This window comes from Pseudobacteroides sp., from assembly GCF_036567765.1.
Taxonomy (GTDB): domain Bacteria; phylum Bacillota; class Clostridia; order Acetivibrionales; family DSM-2933; genus Pseudobacteroides.
In genome coordinates this window covers 149,296-168,799 of the sequence record NZ_DATCTU010000104.1, presented here as the reverse complement: position 1 = coordinate 168,799, position 19,504 = coordinate 149,296, and the positions used below count along the sequence as shown (strand labels likewise).

Sequence of the window (19,504 nt, the reverse complement as noted above, 5' to 3'; positions counted from 1 at the left end):
GAGTAAGTCCCGAATTTCGTAGAAATTGAAGGTGGCAGTCCAGACGGTAGTTTGATAAACTATTGTTTGGGAAAACAAAAAATGAAAGGAGCTGCCACATATGAAATTATATCAGATCGGGTCAAAAAAGGGAAAGGAATTACAAAATTATCAAATAGATCTTTCCGAAGCACATATAATGGCGAAAAACGGATTGATGGCATTGTCAGTAATGGTTGGAATGAAAGTATTAAGTTCTATGATTGAAGAAGAAGTCGTTCAAAAGGCTGGTATAAAAGGAAAACATGATCCAGACAGGCAAGTATATAGACATGGTACTGAGTTAAGTTCAGTGGTATTAGGTGGTCAAAAAGTCAAGATTGAAAAACCACGACTTAGATCAAAAGATAAACAGGAAGTACCTGTAGATATCTTAAAGCAATTTCAATCGGAAGATGCTCTTAACATTCGCATGATGAAACAAATGCTTATGGGAATAACAACAAGAGGTTATGAGGAAATCCAAGATGGGTCTGAAGAACTTGATTCTTTTGGAACCTCAAAAAGTACAGTTAGCCGTAGATTCATTAAAGAGACATCAAAGGAGATGAATAAATTTCTTTCCAGGAAAATCGACGATGATAATTACCCAGTAATAATGATTGATGGAGTTGGCTTTGGTGATCATATGTTAATAGTTGCATTAGGGGTAAAAAGCACAGGAGAAAAAAAGATTTTGGGAATTAAAGAGGGTTCCAGTGAAAATGCTGAATTTTGCAAAGGATTAATTGATAATATGATCGAAAGAGGGCTAAAAGCTAGTGAATCAAGGCTCTTCGTTTTAGATGGTTCAAAAGCTTTATCAAAAGCAGTGAAGGAAAAGTTCTCAAATCAAGCACATATTCAACGCTGTCAAATACATAAGAAACGCAATGTTGAAGGATATCTGCCTGATTCAATGAAAGATAATGTCATTTCTGAAATGAATAAGGCTTATGCTGAATTTGAATATACTACTGCAAAGAATAAGCTTGAAAGTCTTGCTAAGTCATTAGAATACAAATATCCTTCAGCTGCTGCAAGTATTCGAGAAGGTTTGGAAGAGACATTAACCCTGCACCGTTTGAAACTGCCAGGGCAGATTCGACAATCCTTGTCTTCTACTAATCCAATTGAATCAGCAATAGGTTCAGCAAGAGTTATCACTGGGCGTGTAAGGCATTGGAAAAGTGGATCACAAGTACTTCGATGGTTATCTTGTGGATTTATGAAAGTTGAATCATCATTTCATCGTATTAAAGGATATAAACTACTTCCAATCCTTATTAATAATATTTCAAAGGTGGAAGATTATAGCAAACAATCTGTAGGATGAGAAAAACCACGTAAAACTAAGCTACCGAAATTCTACGGAAGCTAGGACAAGCTCGGAATGAAGGGAAGTTTTATATTAAATTACTTGAAAACATGGACTATTATGTTACCTTTAATGGGCAATATGATATTTATAATTTTAATTTCATATTAGATGGAATAATTGAAGATGATTATGATAATAATGAAAGCTATTCTGCTGACATAAAAGTTGGCACTGAGGTTAGCGGTAAAATCCAATATTATTTTGATATTGATACATTTAAGTTTATACCCGATAAAGATGGTATATATTACATAAACAAAACTGGAAATTGTAATATAAGCTTGAGTCATGAAAATATAAATCTTACATATTATAATAAAAATTCCGATATCCCATCAACTTACTATAACCTTAAAAAGGGACAGGAGTATTATTTGACAGTTACCGGATACTATATCTCAGATTATTCAGTTAAAGTTACAGGGCCTCTTTATATTGAGGACGACTTCGGAAATGATAAGTATTCAAGGAAGATAATTCAAGCAAATAAATTGATATCAGGAGAAATTAATTATGCTGGTGACATAGATCAGTTCATAATAGATTCTGAATCTACCGAGGAGTATACTTTTGATTTTAGCGGAACTGCTGGAATTAAAGCAAGTATACACCTATTTGATGGCACACTTTACACAAATTTAAATGATATTTCTGATGGAAGTAATAGCACTGAATATGAGCTGATATCAGGATATCGTTATTATATAAGCATTGAAGGGACTGGTAATTCTACTGGGAAATACTCACTTAAAGTCCGAAAATCAAATGAATATTCTACTCCAATCCCAACCCCAATAAGTTCTTCATCAATCATTGAGCCATCTCCGAACCTGGATATTCGATCTGGACTAACTGAAACAGGTGACAATTTTGGAAACACATTTAATGAAGCAGTTGATATTGATGTCAATTCCATAATAAAAGGAAGCCTTGAAAATGATGAATCTGATTTCTTAAAGTTTAGGGTAAATACTACAGGAACATATAGAATTAATTATTCGAACTCAATTAGATTAAATATTGTCTCTGATGATAAATATTTTATAAGAAATCACGGTGATTACTTTTGGATCGAGAAGGACAAAACATATTATATAATCATATCGGGTATTTTATCGTCAGATCCAGGTGATTATCAATTGGTTATCGAAGGCATTATTCCTGATAAAATTGGGGGATATGCTGAACCTTTTGATATCAATGTCAACCAGAATGTTCACGGCAATTCATGGCTATATGATAAAGATTGTTTAAGGTTTGTTTTACCACAGACCGGATACTATTTTATAAAATCCGATGCTTATTATGATTTTTATAAAGGAGATTTTAATAATAGAATCTATGAATCAGGGCTTGAAAAATCTATTAAGGGCAATAAAGGAGATGTATACTATTTTGTTTTTGAGCAAGATAAATATAATGAATATAATTTTACCATTACTTTTCCTGAAGAGGACGAATGTGCAAATTCATACAGTTATTCACCAATAACAGATATTACAAGTCAAATAACCGGAAAAAGTCAATATCCTTTTGATCATGATACATACCATTTTAATACAAGTGAAGGCGGAATATATTCAATTGACATAAAGGGAATGGAGCATATTGATTGGGCTATAGAAAATGATTCGTTATGCAGGGAGCTTTCTCAAGATGTTAGGATAAATGGTCAGTTTATTAATGCAGTAAGGATAGAACCAAACAGGGACTATTATTTAAGACTAAATCCATCTTTTGGTGATAACTATAGTGTAAAGTTAACAAAATTAGGCGAAGACAGTATGAATGAAAAGGCTTTAGTAAATATATTAAATGTGAATTCATCTGAAAACGATACAATTGATTTTAAAGGTGATGCTGACTGCTATAAATTTACTCCTTCCAGTAATGGTGAATACGAACTTGTTGTATGTGGGAGTAAGGGTATTACAATTGATATGATGGACTATAACTATATTACTATGGAAGATAAAGCTACATCTAAATTAATTAAAATAGAGGATGATTTAGGCGTGGTTAGGATTAAACTAACACTTGAAGAGATTCATCAATACTTTTTCACAATATACTCTGATCCTGACTCGGCAAGCAGCAAATATTCATTAATGCTTGTTGACCCTTCCATTAAGCAGGATGAGGAAAAAACATATAAGCTTTCAGGCTATATAAGACCTGATATGCCAAACGCGAATTCAGATGTACTCAAAGGATTTGATATAGAGATAACAGGAGTTCAACAAGAAGTGAATACAGATGAAAACGGATATTTCGAAGCAAAGCTTTCTGCATCACAGCCTACGAATGAAATAAAAATCAGGATAAGTAAAAAAGGTTTTCTTGCAAGAGAAATTACATATAATGATTTATCATCTGACATAGTTCTTTCAACGAAAGAAATTCCTACAGAAATGTGGGCTGGAGATGTTACTGGTGATAATAAACAGGATGGGGTTATAAATATGATGGATATTGTGATGATAGCACGTTCATTTAACGCTATTGAGACTTCAGAAGGATATAATCCGGAATATGACTTTAATAGAGATAAAGTAATTAACTTTAATGATATTATTATAGTTGCAAGACATTTTAATTCATCATCGGATGATTATTAATATGTAATAAATAATAAAGATAATGATCCAAGTGTTTTTTTAGGAGGCGTAGGAAATATAAATCAATAAGAAGGATATGAAGTATGAAAAGGCTGAAATTCAACCACAAAAAATTGGGGGATGTGGCTTTGGCCTTCATTCGAAGTTATTATAGGACTGCTTCTTGTTCCAAGGCTTATAAAACAATTGGTTAAAGCTCATAAATAATGCTATATGTTTGAAATTGCTCCCTGGGCAACATCCTAACATCTGTGGAATAAATCAAAAAAACTGTAAAGGGGAACTCCATTGCAAATCTGGAAACTGCTTTCCACTATAATAGATTAGACTAATCATATTTAATGCAAAATAAGTTTGTAAAGTTTAGTGTACAGGATTGAAAATATTTACCTTGTGTAGTATAATCTCTCTAGTAACACATAGGAATTTTGAAGAAAACTGTTAAGGAATGCTGCTATATAATTTCTTCTAGAAAATTTTCCACACTCATAACATATAAACTGAATTAGTGTTAATGATTAACTGTAAATGCAAAGAATCCAGGGTTATATCACTGCTACCGATTCAACTAATCGTTTAATACAATTCTTTATATTCCTGCAAGATATAATACCATTAAGTTTTCTATGTACATTGAAGTACATAAAGGAGGAGAAAATGCGAATTAAAGTATTTATAATAACTGTTATAGCTGTGATGTTATTGCTTACATCATTTTCATCATTCGGTTCCACAGCCGGACCGAAGCTTGTTGTAAACGGAACTCAATTAAGCACAGATGCTAAGTTGATTGGGGGTAGGGTATATGCACCCGTAAGAGCTATATCACAGTCATTAGGGGCGGATGCCGCATGGGATAGCTCCAAAAACACTGTTACGGTTACTTCTTTAAAAAACGATGATATTGTTCCAGAAGTATTAAAGTCTGTTAGCCCTTCAGTAGTGGGGGTTATTGGAAGCCTTAAAGATTCTGATTACAGTTCAAAGTTTAAAGATTCAATCGCTCATGGAACTGGAGTTATAATTAAGTCAGACGGAGAGATACTCACCAATGCACACGTTGTAAAAGATATGGAAAGAATTGTAGCAGTTCTTGCAGATGGAAGTGGGTATGAGGCGGAGTTAAAGTACATAGATGAGGATTCAGACCTTGCTTTAATAAAGATTAATAAAACCGGATTAAAAGCTGCCAGGTTTGGGAAACCAGAGGATATCATAACCGGTAAAACAGTTATGGCTATTGGGACCCCAGTGTCTTTATCCTTAAGAAATTCAGCTTCGATTGGAATAATAAGTGGCATCAATAGGGGAATAGAAAGTGATTATAGACTAATTCAAACAGATGCAGCAATCAATCCTGGAAACAGCGGAGGGCCATTAGTAAATCTTAAGGGAGAAGTCATGGGTATAAATTCCAGCAAATTTTCTGGAACAGGGATTGAGGGACTTGGTTTTTCAATACCGGTAGGTACTGTAAACTATGTGTTAAGTCACTTCTACAAGTATGGAAAGGTTAAAAGGCCTGATTTGGGTGTGGTTTTTGAGGAGGATTGGGCAGCGAAAATTGGCCTTCCGTCAAACAGCGGACTTACTATTTCAACAGTAAATGATGATTCAGGTTCGAAAAAGGCGGGTTTGCAAGATGGAGATGTTTTATTAAGTGTCAACAGCGTACGGGTAAATTCTAATGTTGATTATAACGAAGAGATGAAAAAATATTTGCCCGACAACACTGTGATTCTTAAGATAAAAAGAAAGGACGCAATATTAAACATCAATGTAGTTTTAAGTGAAAAATAAGAAAAAAGGAGATGTATTTTGTGAAAATTAAAAATTTTATTACTTTTGTTGTGTTATTTGTATTCATAGGGATTTTTGCAAATCATGCCTCGGCAGACTCAAGTACCGTTGAAATTTCTTTCAAGGTTGGCGACTCTGTTCTGAAAATCAATGGTAAAGATGTAAAAGTTCAAACACCATATGTAGAGAACGGTACTACCCTTGTACCAGTGGCAGTTATAACCCAGGCTTTTGGTGCTGATGTAAAATGGAACGCTGCTGAAAAGAGTGTAAATATCACTTATGGAGAAACGCTTATAAAACTTGTTATTAATGACAAGACAGCCTATGTAAACGGTACCAAATCTGTTCTGTTAAAAGCTCCTGTTATTAAGAACAGTGTTACAATGGTGCCGTTAGCTTTCATTTCTGAAAATTTTGGTGCTGATGTATCATATGAAAAAAATACAAAACAGATCACTGTTTCGAAAGTTATAGCAGGTGATAAGAGTATTAAGGATTACTCTTTGATATTGAAAAAAACTACAAAATCAAAAATAGGTGATAGCTATTACAAGTGGTCAATGAATTTACCGAAAGAATTAAGGATTGCAGATAGGAATTTTGACGGTACTTTTACAGCTTTTGACGCATTGGATGAATCATACTCCATATCTGTCGGTATATTTGACAAGGACGATGATTCATTGGATACATTAATGGCTTCATTAAGGGAAGATTTAAGTGAGTATACACTGGTGTCACAAAGCAAAAAAACTAAGGACGGTCAAGAGTACTCAAAGACGGTATATAAGGGAGACCAGGTGATTGACGTTCGTTATTATATTAAAGGCGAAAGGGTTTTTAAAGTCACTCTCTATATGGATGAATATGAAAAATATATTGAGAGCTCGGTTTATACTGATATTGTAGATTCATTTACTGCAGATTATGTTGAAAATAGTTCTACCGAGGACTTATCCGATATTTCAAAAGAAGGTTATAGAAAGTATGAAGATAAGAAATTGAAATTTTCAATGAATGTTTCGCCTGAATGGTTTAAACTTGACAATGAAAAAACACCTAATGTGGTGGAATTCTATAATGGTTCTAAAAGTAATGAGGATTTCAATGATTCTTTAAATATAGATATGTACTCGACTGAAAGTGGCTTTACTGCTGATGATTGGGTAAAAAAACTACTTAAAGATATGGAAGAGCGCTACAACCCTAAGTATTACAATATATTAAAACAAGAAGACGGTGAAATCAGCGGAGCTAAGTGCAAGAAGGTTTTTTATACCCAAAAGATAGGAGGAGATAATATCTACTCCTGTGATATCTTTATAGTTGGAAAGAAGTACCGATATAATGTATACTACCATATAAAATCAGAAACTTACAATAATTCGAAAAAGCTTGCAGAAATTGAAAATGCATTAAGTTCGTTTAAATTTACTGAGCCTGATGCATCTAAAATAGGTGAACTAATGAACCCGAGGGATGCTGAGGATAACGTATCCACTATCAACAGGCAGAGCACTAAATACAAATGGGCGGTAAATTTACCGGTATCTTGGACAGCTGATTCGATTAATAACAATGAAGATAAGGTATCGTATAGTTTAAATATGAGATCTTTTAGCATGATTATAGTAGATGAAGTACCAATTGATAATTTCATTGCATATTTGGATGACGATTTTGATAAAAAACTAAAAGTGGGAACCTTAAAGACAACAAATAAACAAATTTTGGATGAAAAAGGTACTAAAGTATATAAATATTCTTCGTCCCGTGCTTTAGGTAAGGAGATCATATGGATTGATTCATATATTTTAAGCAAGAATGGTCACTTATATGTTATTGATTTGACAATACCGGAAGCATATCTTAGTGAAAAGAATAGTAAGGTACTATTTGATATTTGGCAGTCACTAAAGTTTGAGTAGAATTCATTTTAAATGAAGGTGTTGTTCCTTACTTACAAACACTTACAAGTTAGGGTGCAACACCTTCTTTTTTGTACACTAATTTCCATAAAATATCATGTCTATCTTTCTAAACTTTGCTAAAGCAGCAGGGAGGGGCTTCGTATGATTAAATTAAAGCACAGGATATACTATTATAACACGCTTAAATTTACCTTGATCGATGATTACGAAAAGGCAAGATACTCTATTGAGCGAAAGAATAGGTATGACTATAATATAAATGACTTGTGTTATGTTGAGTTCATAGAAGATTCTCCCTGCATAAATAATCAAGTGGAAGTATTTAGAATATTTACTAATGGTCAATTGTGGACTGCCATTTCATATGGTGGAGAAATTACATTAGGAAAACGTGACGTTCATTTTAGCAATGATGATATTCGACTTGAAAGGGATTGGTTTTTACACAATTACACCACTTACTACCAGGATAGTATACTTTTCAAAAATTCAAAAAAGCTATTTTCATTTTACCACAATATTGACATAACAAACAAAGAACTAGGGTGTCAAGCAATTGCATTAGCTATTGCAATAGACAGGCTAAGTCATTATGATAGTGAAAGGAGAATTGCATGGTAAGAAAATATAAATTACAAAACATAGGAATTGTGTCTATAATTAACTTGGAAGTGGAGAATGAGAAGCCTGAAATGATTTACTAGGCTATTATCTAGATAAAAAATCCCAGAAAAAAAGTAAGCTTAATGCGTAAGTAACTGCAAATATCTTGTAAAGTTAAAATACATCAAAATTCTCTAAATTTTTGTGATTTTTATCTTAACAAGACCCTTCTATCAAATTAAAAAGCCTTTCTGCAAACCGCAGAAAGGCTTTCCTTGCATATCGAACTAATTATTATAGCTCGCAGTTGTTGCATTAAAGTGTTTGGCGATATTCACAATATCAGCCATATTAATTGCTCCATCTAAGTTTGTATCGCAAGTTGCATCATAATTTACGTCACCTGAAGTGCTGTTGAAAACCTTGGCTACTTCGATAATGTCAGTCATGTTGATAACACCGTCCTGCGGTGCTTTGATATCACCGGCCCAAACAACTATCGGAGAACTCTGCGTACCCACAACATCATTAACTTTAACGTTCTTTACTTCTCTTGCAAGATATCCGGGCTTGCTTATCTTGATAGTAAAGCTACCGTTGGCTACCTCAGGCAAAGCTGTAATTTCAAAATAACCTGACGCGTTTGTCATAGCGGACAATCCTGAAATTTCAACCTTGAAATCCTTTTTGATAGCTGAATTTGAAGATGTAACATCAGGTGAGATATAACCTGAAATCTTGCTGGTTGTACCACTTGGAGATACACTTGTAGTAGGTGTTGGTTTCACGGTAGGAGTAGGTTTTGTAGTCGGACTGTTTGAAGGGGATGGATTTCCCAAATACTGTCCAAGTGATATTCCGTTTTTACCAAGAGGTACCTGGTGATCAAGGCCTACAAACTTACCGCCTGATTGCCATAATGAAGGCTTAAATAATCCATATTTTGCTTCATCCCAAGTTGACCAGTCATTTCCGAGCAATCCTCCGGTATCTCCTGAGTTCGGATTTATACACCAGAATGTATGGTTAATGCGGTTTTTGATCATGTAATCCCTCAAAAGAGTCATCCATTTCTGGTTCTTTCCGGCATCCATATGTCCTCCCCATTCACCAATGAGAAGTGGAGCAATTTTCTTATCGTCAATATATGCCCATGTATCATACCAATAATCATCTAGCAGGGTTTGTTCTGTAAAGTTCTTATCGAACCATGGCTGGTTGTAAACTGAAGGCCCGTAGTCATGAGGAGAGTATATAATCTGCTTATTGAGTGTAGCAGAACCAAAATTAACAGGATAATCCTTTACACCTCTTAAATTTCCGCCCCACCAAGCATTATGGTACACAGCTGCATCACCACTGGCACCCCAAACATCAGGGGTGTCATATGTATAGCCTTTTTCAGTCCTTGGATATACTTGTACACCTTCTATAACAATAAGCATGTTAGGGTTAGCTTTGAGTATTGCCTTTCCGCACTGTTCAGATGCATATTTCCAGTTGTTTTCATCTGTAGAGTTATCCCATTTGGCAGTTGTGGAAGGGCAGGGACCTGTGTAGCCGCGTGAGCCGTGAGGCTCGTTTTTCAAGTCCATAGCAATGATTGTATCATCATTTTTGTATTTGTCAGTTAGCCAAACCAATGTATCAATCCAAATCTTTGTAGTAATAACACCTGCGGTTTTTGTCTCCATACCGTACCACAATTCATACATGTGTCCTGAATTGTCGGCATGAGGGCTGTGTACATCAATCATTACCTTAATACCTAATTCTTTACAGTATCTCATTATAATGTCAAAAATTTCCATACTGTTTTTAGGTCCCTTAGTTGCAGGATCATAAAAATCAGGGTTCATAACCATGTAAGGTGGATCATTTGCAGCTGTAACACTGGAAACCTTATTTGGCTTTCCAATCATCCAACTGTATAAAAGCTCAGTTGAAATAGGTATTCTTAATAATCCGATACCTCTATCTGCAACGCTTTGTAAAATATTTTTCACATCGTACCACGCACCGTGAAAAACATTTTCGCTGCAGTTGAAGCCAAACCAGTTTGCCCCTGTCAGCCAAACTTCATTTCCATTCATGTCTACAACCTTGTCCCCTTCACAATGCAACCAGTCATCATTATTGCCGTCAACGGCATATACTGTAGGACCCATGTTGATTGACAAGCAATACATGGAAATCATCGCTAGTACAGCAACTAACGATATTATTCTTTTGGTTTTTTTCATAAATACTTTAACCCCCTTAAAAAATTAAACTTAGTGTGTACACTTTTTATGTCTAGGAAATTATGGTGTATTCTACACCGTAATTTCGCACAACAACATTATGGTTGAAAAATAATGATATAATTATATTTTATTGAATATTTACGATGAAATCAACCTAATTGTGCACTTTTGTGCATCTATTGGGAAAAAATAATGCTTGAAACATTTTAATTGTAAAAAACAGAGATAATAAATATATATAACAAGACGGAATTGAAAGAAATATATTGGTGTGATATTATTATATGGTATATTTGTACCACGTCATAGGTTTCTAAATTATCTATATTAAAAGTGATAATAATTTTACATTCTATTTATCACTTTAATCAAAACAAAAATAGGAGGAATCAATATGTCTTTTTTTGAAAAAGCGTTGTCAAAGGTTGGTATAGGTGCTGCAAAGGTGGATGCACGTATTGATAATCCATGTGTTTCTGTAGGAGATGACATTAGTGGTGTAGTGCATGTAATGGGAGGAAATATTGAACAGGAAATCAATAAGATTTATTTAAAGCTGATGACATATTACATGAAAGAAGTGGAAAACAGCGGCAGGGTTAAACAGACAGTTGAGATTGCAAAAATTGAATTAAATGAAACATTTACAATAAGGCCTAAGGAAACACGAGCGATACCGTTTTCAATGATGATTCCATTTGAAACACCTGTATCCCTTCAAAAGGACTCTGTTTGGATCAGTACCGGATTAGATGTTAAATTGGCTCTTGACCCGTCGGATAAGGACTATTTGAATGTTGTTCCCCATCCTTATATGGGATGTGTTTTAGATGCTCTTTGTGAGGATTTGGGATTTCGCTTGGCAAAAGTTGAGACGGAATATACAGGAAGGCTTGGGAGAGGACTTCCTTTTGTGCAGGAGTTTGAATTTAGAGCCGGAGGTCAGTTCAGAAACTCATTAGATGAGCTGGAAATAGTATTCTATCCCGATTATAACGGACTTCAGATGATCATGGAGATTGACAGATCGGCAAGAGGTGCGAAAGGGTTTTTGCTTGAAATTATGGACATGGACGAAAGTGTCATTCAAATAAACATACCTGCTTCGGAGTTTGAAAAAGGCAGAAGGTATATTGCGGATTATCTTTATGATACCATTAAAAGAAGGCTTTAAAGCCTCTTTTATCTATGTCGTGAAAAGTTGTGGTGTATTTCTGTACCACAATTTCTCACGCCAACGACTAAGGTTGGCAAAATCATTAGACAACCCCGGCATGCTTATTAATGCAGCAAGGCGGGAATGGCTTTTTGCCGAATATCTGATAACATTTTCAATGGCTAGTTCATTGCCGTTTTCGTAACAATTTATAGTTTTGTGCTCTGCACTGTGATATTGCCATACCCTCCTTATATCCTTCGCTTTTGAAACGAATGCAAGGTAAGAATGCAACCTTGATGAGTCCTTCAAAGAAATTGAAATATTTTTTTCGAATGTATGTTCTTTTTTGAGATATATATTTAAGCAATAACATAACTAATGCTATAATATTTACAGCTACTAAGTTTTTGTTCATGTCTAGGAAAATATGGCGTATATTGCTCCTTAATTTCTAACGACAACGATCGGGTTGCAAAATCGCAAGCAATTTTGATCAAATACCTCAGCTATCGGAGGAATTAGATGGATTTTCATACTATTTTGAGAGAAAAATATAATATAAATTTAAATGAACAGCAAGCCGAAGCGGTTAATAATATATATGGGCCTGCACTTCTTCTGTCGGTACCAGGAGGGGGAAAAACTACTGTAATAATATCAAGAGTGGCAAATATGATATTGAGTTACAACATTGACCCACAAAAGATTTTAACATTGACATTCAGCAGGGCCTCAGCCTCAGACATGAAAGAACGTTTTAACAAGACATTCGGCAGGGATATATCCTATGATGTAGAGTTTTCAACTATTCATAGCTTTTGTTATTCCGTTATAAACACATATGTGAAAAAAGCGGGTAAGCCATTCCCGAAGGTAATTGAGGGGAATGACAGTGAAAAGTCCAAAAATAGCATTCTAAAGCAAATTTATCTGGAAGTTAATAATGAATATATAAATGAAGATACCCTTGAGGAACTTTCAAGCAGCATAAACTATGTCAAAAACATGCTTTTCAATTCAAGTGAAGTAGAAGGTTTTGAGACATCCATCGACAACTTTCCGGACATTTATAATGTATATGAAAAATATAAGCGTGAAGCAAGGCTGATTGACTATGATGATATGCTTACCGGAACCTTTATGCTTTTTAAGCAAAATAAAGAAATGATCGATATTTTCAGGAATAAATACCACTATATAAACGTGGATGAATCACAGGATACTTCTTATGCACAGCACGAGCTTATTAAGCTTCTGGCAATGCCTAAAAACAATATATTCATGGTTGGAGATGAAGATCAGAGCATATATGGTTTTAGGGCAGCTTTTCCTCAGGCACTCCTTGATTTTGAGAAGACATACCCTGGTGCAAGAATAATGCTCATGGAGCGGAATTACCGTTCAACAGCAGGTATTGTAAATGCTGCTAATATTTTCATAAAGCAGAATAAAGAAAGATTTGACAAGAATATGTTCACTGAAAAGGAGAATGGAAATCCTGTTCGGTTTGTTAGCCTTAGGGATAGAAATGATCAGTACAATCATTTGATTAATACAATAAAAGGTCATAAGTATTTATCACAGTGTGCCGTACTCTATAGGAACAATATATCGGCAATACCATTAGTGGAGCTTTTTGAAAGAAATGGGGTGCCCTTTTATCTAAAAGAGCCAAATGTTCATTTTTTCAGGCATTGGATGGTTGCAGACATTCTTTCATTTATAAGACTTGGGCTTAATATGAGGGATATGGAATCCTTTGCACAAATTTATTATAAAACCAATGCTTTTTTATCAAAGGATATGCTTCAATATGCAACAAGCAATATTGGTGAACATAAGGATATATTTGATGCCTTACTGTCATATCCGGGCTCCAATCAGGACACAAAAAGAGATTTGACGGACATATATAAGGGCATAAAGCGTATTTCGTCCATGAAGCCACTAAATGCCATAGAGTTTATTGAGAAGGAGCTTAACTATAAGCTGTTTATTCGAAAAATGTGCAAAGAAAAAGGATATTCCCAGGAAAGTCTGAATCAGGTAATGGATGCTTTGAAGGCTATAGCTGAAAATACTAAAACATATGATGAATTTTTTGACAGGCTAGGCCGTCTGCAGCAGATTATTGATGATTCAAGGAAGAACAGGTTTGGAAGCTCGGTTATTTTATCCACAATACATTCCAGTAAAGGATTGGAGTTTGATAATGTTTTTCTCATTGATCTTATAGAAGGACAGTTCCCTACATCTAAAAGCATAGCTGATTCGGAGGAGGGAGACAGGCGGCAGATAGAAGAGGAAACAAGGCTATTTTATGTGGGAATTACCAGGGCTAGTAAGAAGCTTGAAATAATCAGCTTTGACACTTCAAATAAGAGAAAGGTGCCTGCATCCAGATTTGTGAAGCAGCTTCTCAAGGCACAAAGAGCCTCAAATTTTTATAATACCGATGTAAGGAAGAGTAAATCCAAAGAAGGCAGTATGCTCGGATGTGCTGTAAATGCATTGATAGAGCACGTAAAGTTTGGGATCGGACAAGTTTTATCAGTAGATAATTTTAAGGGAACCATGAGGGTTAAGTTTGATGCTGTTGGAGACAAAACTCTTGCTGTAACCACATGCATAGAAGAAGGGCTAATAAAAGTAATTGACAAAAGTAGTGATACCCTTTAGATTGATCAAGTAAAAAAGGTCTTGGAAAATGAAGATAAGAATTATAGCATTGATTTATGCCGCATGATACTGCAAAAACTTCAGTAATGTAATTACCCCAATATTTTGCTTTTTAGGAGTTCAATATTGTTAAATTTATGTAAACTTTATGGAGCTAAATAAAATTTTTCTGCGTATTGTAAAGTAGACATAAAATTTAAAGGAGATGCGTTATTATTAAGAAGTTTTTGCCGCCATCTATTACATTAACTGTAATGATGCTTGGAGTAATAGTGGAGTTCCCGATCCCGGTGGCGATGGTACTTTTATGTTTTTAATTGGAACTGCTCCTAGGAATAATTATACGGAGGTATTATGGTGGCAGAGTAATTTTCCGATTGATTCAGTTATTGTAAAGGGTGGTTCTGCTTATAATATTTATAAGTATCCACCTGGTACTTTAACAGACACCAATCTGGCTGCACCAACAGTTCCAAGCGGTGAGCCGGCAAATGTAAGCCATGTCTCTATAATATTCTGCCCTGAAGTTTCACCAACAGCAACACCAACAGCAACACCAACGGCAACACCGACAGCAACAGCAGTACCTACTCCTACTCCATGTCCCACTCCAAAACCATGTCCTCCTAAATGCACAATTGGATGTTTTATTTTAGGGGCTATATTCGGGATATTGACATTATTGGCATTATTAGCATTGATATGCATTTGTTTAAAGAAAAAATGTGACCACAAAAAGAAAGATTGTGATAAACACTAATAAACAATAAATAATTAATTGTTAAAAATATCATTATAAAGAATAAAGACATCAAAAAACGCAGCTTGATAGCTGCGTTTTTTAATATCCTATTACAACATTTATGCTTTTTAAACATCAATCATTGAAAAATGGAATTATGGTGTTTACATCAACTTTATTATTTTCGAATTCACGAGTAATAAGATCGATAACAGTAGATTCAACGCTGTTTGTCAAAAGGACCACATCCATTTTTCCACCGACCTCATCTTTTTGTATCACCTTTTCTATGTTCACTGAGTTTTTTGCAAATACATTGCAGATGAGGGCAAGCTTGCCGATTGTGTTATCAACTGATACTCTCCAATACAAGTTGTTGCTGAATTCTCTGTAGTCATGAATTACCTCACAGCCTTTATAAAGATCCATTTCATATTCGAAATTGGTTTTTAAGACACTTATAAGATCGTCATACATTGCTGATGCGGTGGGCTTTGAACCGGCTCCTTGCCCATAGAAACCCAGCTTGCCGGAATTTGAGCCTTCAAAAACTATTATGTTGAAATTGTTTGTTACGTTTGCTGCGATATGGTTTTCAGCAATAAGACAAGGTCCAACCCTGTATATAAATTTGCTGTCCTTCTTTTCAAATATCGCCAGAGGTTTTATTTTGTATCCCAGCTCCTCTGCATATTTCATATCAATTAGATCAATGGTAGAGAAGGATTTTGTATACATTTCCTTTATATTGACCCAGCTTTTCATAGCAAATAAGGAAAGTACAATAACTTTATAGAGGGCATCAAATCCATCAATATCCTCAGTAGGATCATTTTCAGCATAGCCCAGCTCCTGTGCCTTTTTTAAAGCTTGCCCAAAGGTATACCCCTTTCGTTCCATGCTTGAGTATATATAATTTGAGGTAGCGTTCAATATACCTACTGCCTTTGTTATTCTTTCACCTTTAAAACATTCCTTTATAACCTTTGCAATTGGAATACCGCCTCCTACAGTTGCATCAAACCTTATCTGACTTTTCTGGCTAAGGCAGAGATCAAGAATATCTTTTCCATAAAGAGCAATAACCTTTTTACTTGACATTATAACAGGTTTGCCTGACTCAATGCAGCGTATTACATAATTTTTTGTAATTTCCGTTCCTGATCCGCCCATGCATTCGCAAACTATATCTGAATCGTTCAATACTTCTTCAGCACTATTAGTCAGACAGGAAGGGGATATATCGGTATTTCTCTTTTTTTGAAGGTCTCTTACATAGGCTTTTCCTATTTCCATTTCAATTTCGTATTTTTGCTTGATATTTTCTTTATTTGAGTTTATTATATCTGCCAGTTCAGCACCGACAACACCAAGGCCTAAAAGGCCCACTTTAATCTTTTTCATAGTGTATCTCCTGTAATTTTGAGTTAAATAATGTTCTATTATTTGTAATTAAATTAATTGAATTCATGTATCATTAGATATTTTACCATTCTATATATAGATTATCAATTTAGCTAACCAATTTTCATATAAAATGTTTTGTAATTACTTGCCATATCTAACCTTGTCAGCAGCCCTTGAGTTAGTGTCAAGATTATAATATAATGGATAAGAAACTTATTATGTTAACTCGGAGGGGTTTTATGAAGTTAAAAATGTTTGTAGCAATGATTGTAGTATTTTCTGTAGCTGCCGGAATACTTGCTGCTTCTTATGCCGAAGGTATTATCCAGGATGTGCTTATAAATAACGGCACTGTATCATGGAGTTCTTCCCCAATCAACCTAAATGGAGAGACTTACATACCTTTGAAGGAAAGTGCTTCAAATCTCCAGCTCACAGCTTCCTTTGATGTAAAAACCATGAACGCACTTATGAACTATGGAGAAAACGAATTAAAATTCCGTCTTGATAATGATGTTTTGAGTTTGAATGGAAAGTACATAAATATTGGAGCTCCTATAAAGATAATTAACAACACAGTTATGATACCTCTAGATTTTTATAAGCAAATCGGAATGACAGTGGTATTAAGAAATACTACTCCTCTTTTATTTAAGCCCGTTGATGGAAAGATAATATATAAAGTTATAAGCGGAGATTCCTTATGGAAGATATCCCAATTGTTCGGAGTATCAATTGACAGTATAAGGCAGCTTAATAACTTGCCGACTACTTCAATTTATATAGGACAACTTTTGACGATTAAACTAACAGATAGCACATTTAATTATAGTTATGATGCAACAAGCACAACTGCTTCATTATTTACGGCACCTTCGTTCCAATCGCTGGTAAAAGGTTATCTCTCATATGGAACCAAGGTAAAAGTCACAGGAAAAAATGATTTATGGTATAAGGTAAGCACTCCTAAGGGTGAAGGCTATTTATACAAATCATCGGTAATAATTCCGCAGACTGTTAATGATAGTGCTCCTAACAGTACACATTTCAATAACATAATACCTGTAGACTCATCTATGAATACAACAGAGTATACCACTTATAAGGTGGTTTCAGGTGACAACTTATGGTCCATATCTGAAAAAGTAGGTTTGCCTGTTAATGAATTGATACAGGCGAATGGACTCACAACCAACTCGGTATTGAATATAGGGCAAGTACTTAAGGTTCCTGTTCATAAGGTTGCTATAAAGAAGGTAATGGGCAGCCAGTATGGGGAATTGCTGGATTGGTTTACTGAGGGACAGTATGTCATACCTGTAGGTGCAATCGGAAGGTTAATGGATATGGAAACAGGCCTTTCGTTTTATGTACAAAGAACAATGGGGGCAAGTCATTCAGATACAGAAACTTTATCTGGTTCGGATACTGCTATTATGAATAAAATATTTGGAGGAAGCTGGACATGGAATATTAGGCCTATGATATTGGAGTTAGGAGGCAGAAAGATTGCTGTATCTGTAAACGGTATGCCCCATGCCGGTGTTGATGGAGTACCACTGAATAAAACAGTTTCCAACAGAAGCGGTAATTATGGAACAGGACCTAATTATGACCGTATTTCCGGCAATGGTATGGATGGCCACTTTGATATGTATGTTTTAAATGGAAGAAGACATGTGGATAACATGGTTGATGCAGATAATCAAAAAATGGTTTCTGTCGCAGGAGGCCTGCAATAAATAATTTGTTATAGCTTATTATAAAAAACTAACAATAAAACCATGGTAGAGGCTCACGCCTTGCTCCATGGTTTATTTAATATGCAAGTTACAATACATTTATTTTTGAATCAGAAGGAATAAGCTGTGGTATTATAGAAAATATAAATAAAGGATTCATGGAGGAAAATTATGGCTAGATGGAAAAAGTATTTGATGTTTTTATTAATATTTATTCTTTTTATTGTACCTGCCAATTTCTTTACAGGGTCGTTGCTTTTTAAATCAAGCAATTCACATGGTTTGTCAAATGACTATTATATTGTGGAAAACGGCAGACCTATGATTCTGATTAGGAATATATGCAGCATGATTGGTGCAGGGATAGAATGGAATAAAGATACAAAAGAGATACTGTGTACTAAAGGTATTGTTGAGATAAAAATGGCATTAAAAAGCGAAACAGTATATGTAAATGGTGTCGCAAAATCCTTGGATGCTGCAATCCAGGTAAAAGGCGGCAAGGCTTTAGTTCCTTTAAGCTTCCCATGGAAAGATATGAATATTGGGGTTTCATGGAATGCAAAGAAGAAATCGCTTACAGTAACCAAAGGGCCTATAGTTTTTTTTGGCGATTCATTAACCCAGGGATTTGGCTTAAAGAAATACTTTACTTCAGGCAACCTTATAAATAAGGGAGTTTCTGCAAATACCACCAAAGATGCATTGAAAAGAGTAAATGATGTCATAGGCAATAAACCGGACAAAGTTTTTATAATGCTAGGAACTAACGATATATGGACTCTAAGGGAAGAGGAAGACATAATGGATAACTATAATGAAATCATTAATAAGATAAGATCAGCTTGTCCATATGTAGAAATAATTGTGCAATCGGTGCTGCCTATGGGCAAAAACGCATTAGCCAGGAATCCTGATGTAAGCAACAAAGGTATAGAAAGCTTAAATACCAGAATAAAGGACATGGTGAAGGTATGCAGTTTAAAATATGTTGATATAGGAATACTATTAAAGGACAAGAATGGAAATATGAGTGATAAATATACTAAAGACGGAGTGCATATAAATAGCAGTGCATATGATCTTTGGGCCAAAAAAATAAAAGATATGGTCCAATAGAACATGTCATAGATATAATAGAATAATAAAAGAGTTAACTGACTAGGAGGTTTTAC

At 34.8% G+C, this 19,504-nt stretch carries 13 protein-coding genes; 10 read left to right on the top strand and 3 right to left on the bottom strand.

Annotation, left to right across the window (positions count from 1 at the left end):
- The first annotated feature begins 100 nt into the window (after positions 1-100).
- The 5 genes from VIO64_RS17155 (at position 101) to VIO64_RS17135 (ending at position 8,372) form a co-directional block, all read left to right on the top strand.
- Positions 101-1,354, top strand: coding sequence for an IS256 family transposase (locus VIO64_RS17155; RefSeq protein ID WP_331920475.1), 1,254 nt, complete (start codon positions 101-103; stop codon positions 1,352-1,354).
- A 92-nt stretch (positions 1,355-1,446) separates the two neighbouring features.
- The gene (locus VIO64_RS17150; protein WP_331920473.1) at positions 1,447-4,017 is read left to right on the top strand and encodes a dockerin type I domain-containing protein; all 2,571 of its coding nucleotides are present in this window, start codon (positions 1,447-1,449) and stop codon (positions 4,015-4,017) included.
- Positions 4,018-4,674: 657 nt separating this feature from the next.
- Entirely contained in the window at positions 4,675-5,817 is a 1,143-nt protein-coding gene (locus tag VIO64_RS17145; protein WP_331920471.1) for a trypsin-like peptidase domain-containing protein, read from the top strand.
- Between the two features lie 20 nt (positions 5,818-5,837).
- Complete coding sequence (locus VIO64_RS17140) at positions 5,838-7,748, top strand: copper amine oxidase N-terminal domain-containing protein (RefSeq protein ID WP_331920469.1); 1,911 nt, start codon at positions 5,838-5,840, stop codon at positions 7,746-7,748.
- Positions 7,749-7,892: 144 nt separating this feature from the next.
- The gene (locus tag VIO64_RS17135) at positions 7,893-8,372 is read left to right on the top strand and encodes a hypothetical protein (RefSeq protein ID WP_331920467.1); all 480 of its coding nucleotides are present in this window, start codon (positions 7,893-7,895) and stop codon (positions 8,370-8,372) included.
- A 269-nt stretch (positions 8,373-8,641) separates the two neighbouring features.
- On the opposite strand, the gene VIO64_RS17130 is transcribed toward VIO64_RS17135, so the two are convergent.
- Entirely contained in the window at positions 8,642-10,597 is a 1,956-nt protein-coding gene (locus VIO64_RS17130; RefSeq protein ID WP_331920465.1) for a cellulase family glycosylhydrolase, read from the bottom strand.
- Positions 10,598-10,994: 397 nt separating this feature from the next.
- On the opposite strand from VIO64_RS17130, the gene VIO64_RS17125 reads away from it, so the two are divergent.
- A complete protein-coding gene (locus tag VIO64_RS17125) occupies positions 10,995-11,774 on the top strand; it encodes a sporulation protein (protein WP_331920463.1) in 780 nt (259 codons plus the stop codon).
- 12 nt (positions 11,775-11,786) lie between these two features.
- On the opposite strand, the gene VIO64_RS17120 is transcribed toward VIO64_RS17125, so the two are convergent.
- On the bottom strand, positions 11,787-12,050 hold the full coding sequence (locus VIO64_RS17120; protein WP_331920461.1) for a DUF1385 domain-containing protein: 264 nt from the start codon (positions 12,048-12,050) through the stop codon (positions 11,787-11,789).
- A 231-nt stretch (positions 12,051-12,281) separates the two neighbouring features.
- On the opposite strand from VIO64_RS17120, the gene VIO64_RS17115 reads away from it, so the two are divergent.
- Positions 12,282-14,438, top strand: a complete 2,157-nt coding sequence (locus VIO64_RS17115; protein ID WP_331920453.1) for an ATP-dependent helicase — start codon at positions 12,282-12,284, stop codon at positions 14,436-14,438.
- 307 nt (positions 14,439-14,745) lie between these two features.
- Complete coding sequence (locus VIO64_RS17110; RefSeq protein ID WP_331920451.1) at positions 14,746-15,198, top strand: hypothetical protein; 453 nt, start codon at positions 14,746-14,748, stop codon at positions 15,196-15,198.
- A 117-nt stretch (positions 15,199-15,315) separates the two neighbouring features.
- Here VIO64_RS17110 and VIO64_RS17105 read toward each other — a convergent pair whose 3' ends face one another.
- Complete coding sequence (locus VIO64_RS17105) at positions 15,316-16,584, bottom strand: homoserine dehydrogenase (protein ID WP_331920449.1); 1,269 nt, start codon at positions 16,582-16,584, stop codon at positions 15,316-15,318.
- Between the two features lie 242 nt (positions 16,585-16,826).
- Between VIO64_RS17105 and VIO64_RS17100 the strand changes: the two genes are divergently transcribed.
- Positions 16,827-18,329: a LysM peptidoglycan-binding domain-containing protein gene (locus VIO64_RS17100; RefSeq protein WP_331920447.1), complete on the top strand. Its 1,503-nt coding sequence runs from the start codon at positions 16,827-16,829 to the stop codon at positions 18,327-18,329.
- 171 nt (positions 18,330-18,500) lie between these two features.
- Positions 18,501-19,448, top strand: a complete 948-nt coding sequence (locus tag VIO64_RS17095) for a GDSL-type esterase/lipase family protein (RefSeq protein WP_331920445.1) — start codon at positions 18,501-18,503, stop codon at positions 19,446-19,448.
- Positions 19,449-19,504 lie beyond the last annotated feature (56 nt).

What these genes read in the sequence shown, in the direction of transcription:
- VIO64_RS17115 (WP_331920453.1), top strand. Translation starts at nt 12,282, where the DNA reads ATGGATTTTCATACTATTTTGAGAGAAAAATATAATATAAATTTAAAT.
- VIO64_RS17125 (WP_331920463.1), top strand. Translation starts at nt 10,995, where the DNA reads ATGTCTTTTTTTGAAAAAGCGTTGTCAAAGGTTGGTATAGGTGCTGCA.
- VIO64_RS17155 (WP_331920475.1), top strand. Translation starts at nt 101, where the DNA reads ATGAAATTATATCAGATCGGGTCAAAAAAGGGAAAGGAATTACAAAAT.
- VIO64_RS17130 (WP_331920465.1), bottom strand. Translation starts at nt 10,597, where the DNA reads ATGAAAAAAACCAAAAGAATAATATCGTTAGTTGCTGTACTAGCGATG.
- VIO64_RS17110 (WP_331920451.1), top strand. Translation starts at nt 14,746, where the DNA reads ATGTTTTTAATTGGAACTGCTCCTAGGAATAATTATACGGAGGTATTA.
- VIO64_RS17105 (WP_331920449.1), bottom strand. Translation starts at nt 16,584, where the DNA reads ATGAAAAAGATTAAAGTGGGCCTTTTAGGCCTTGGTGTTGTCGGTGCT.
- VIO64_RS17145 (WP_331920471.1), top strand. Translation starts at nt 4,675, where the DNA reads ATGCGAATTAAAGTATTTATAATAACTGTTATAGCTGTGATGTTATTG.
- VIO64_RS17100 (WP_331920447.1), top strand. Translation starts at nt 16,827, where the DNA reads ATGAAGTTAAAAATGTTTGTAGCAATGATTGTAGTATTTTCTGTAGCT.
- VIO64_RS17135 (WP_331920467.1), top strand. Translation starts at nt 7,893, where the DNA reads ATGATTAAATTAAAGCACAGGATATACTATTATAACACGCTTAAATTT.
- VIO64_RS17095 (WP_331920445.1), top strand. Translation starts at nt 18,501, where the DNA reads ATGGCTAGATGGAAAAAGTATTTGATGTTTTTATTAATATTTATTCTT.
- VIO64_RS17150 (WP_331920473.1), top strand. Translation starts at nt 1,447, where the DNA reads ATGGACTATTATGTTACCTTTAATGGGCAATATGATATTTATAATTTT.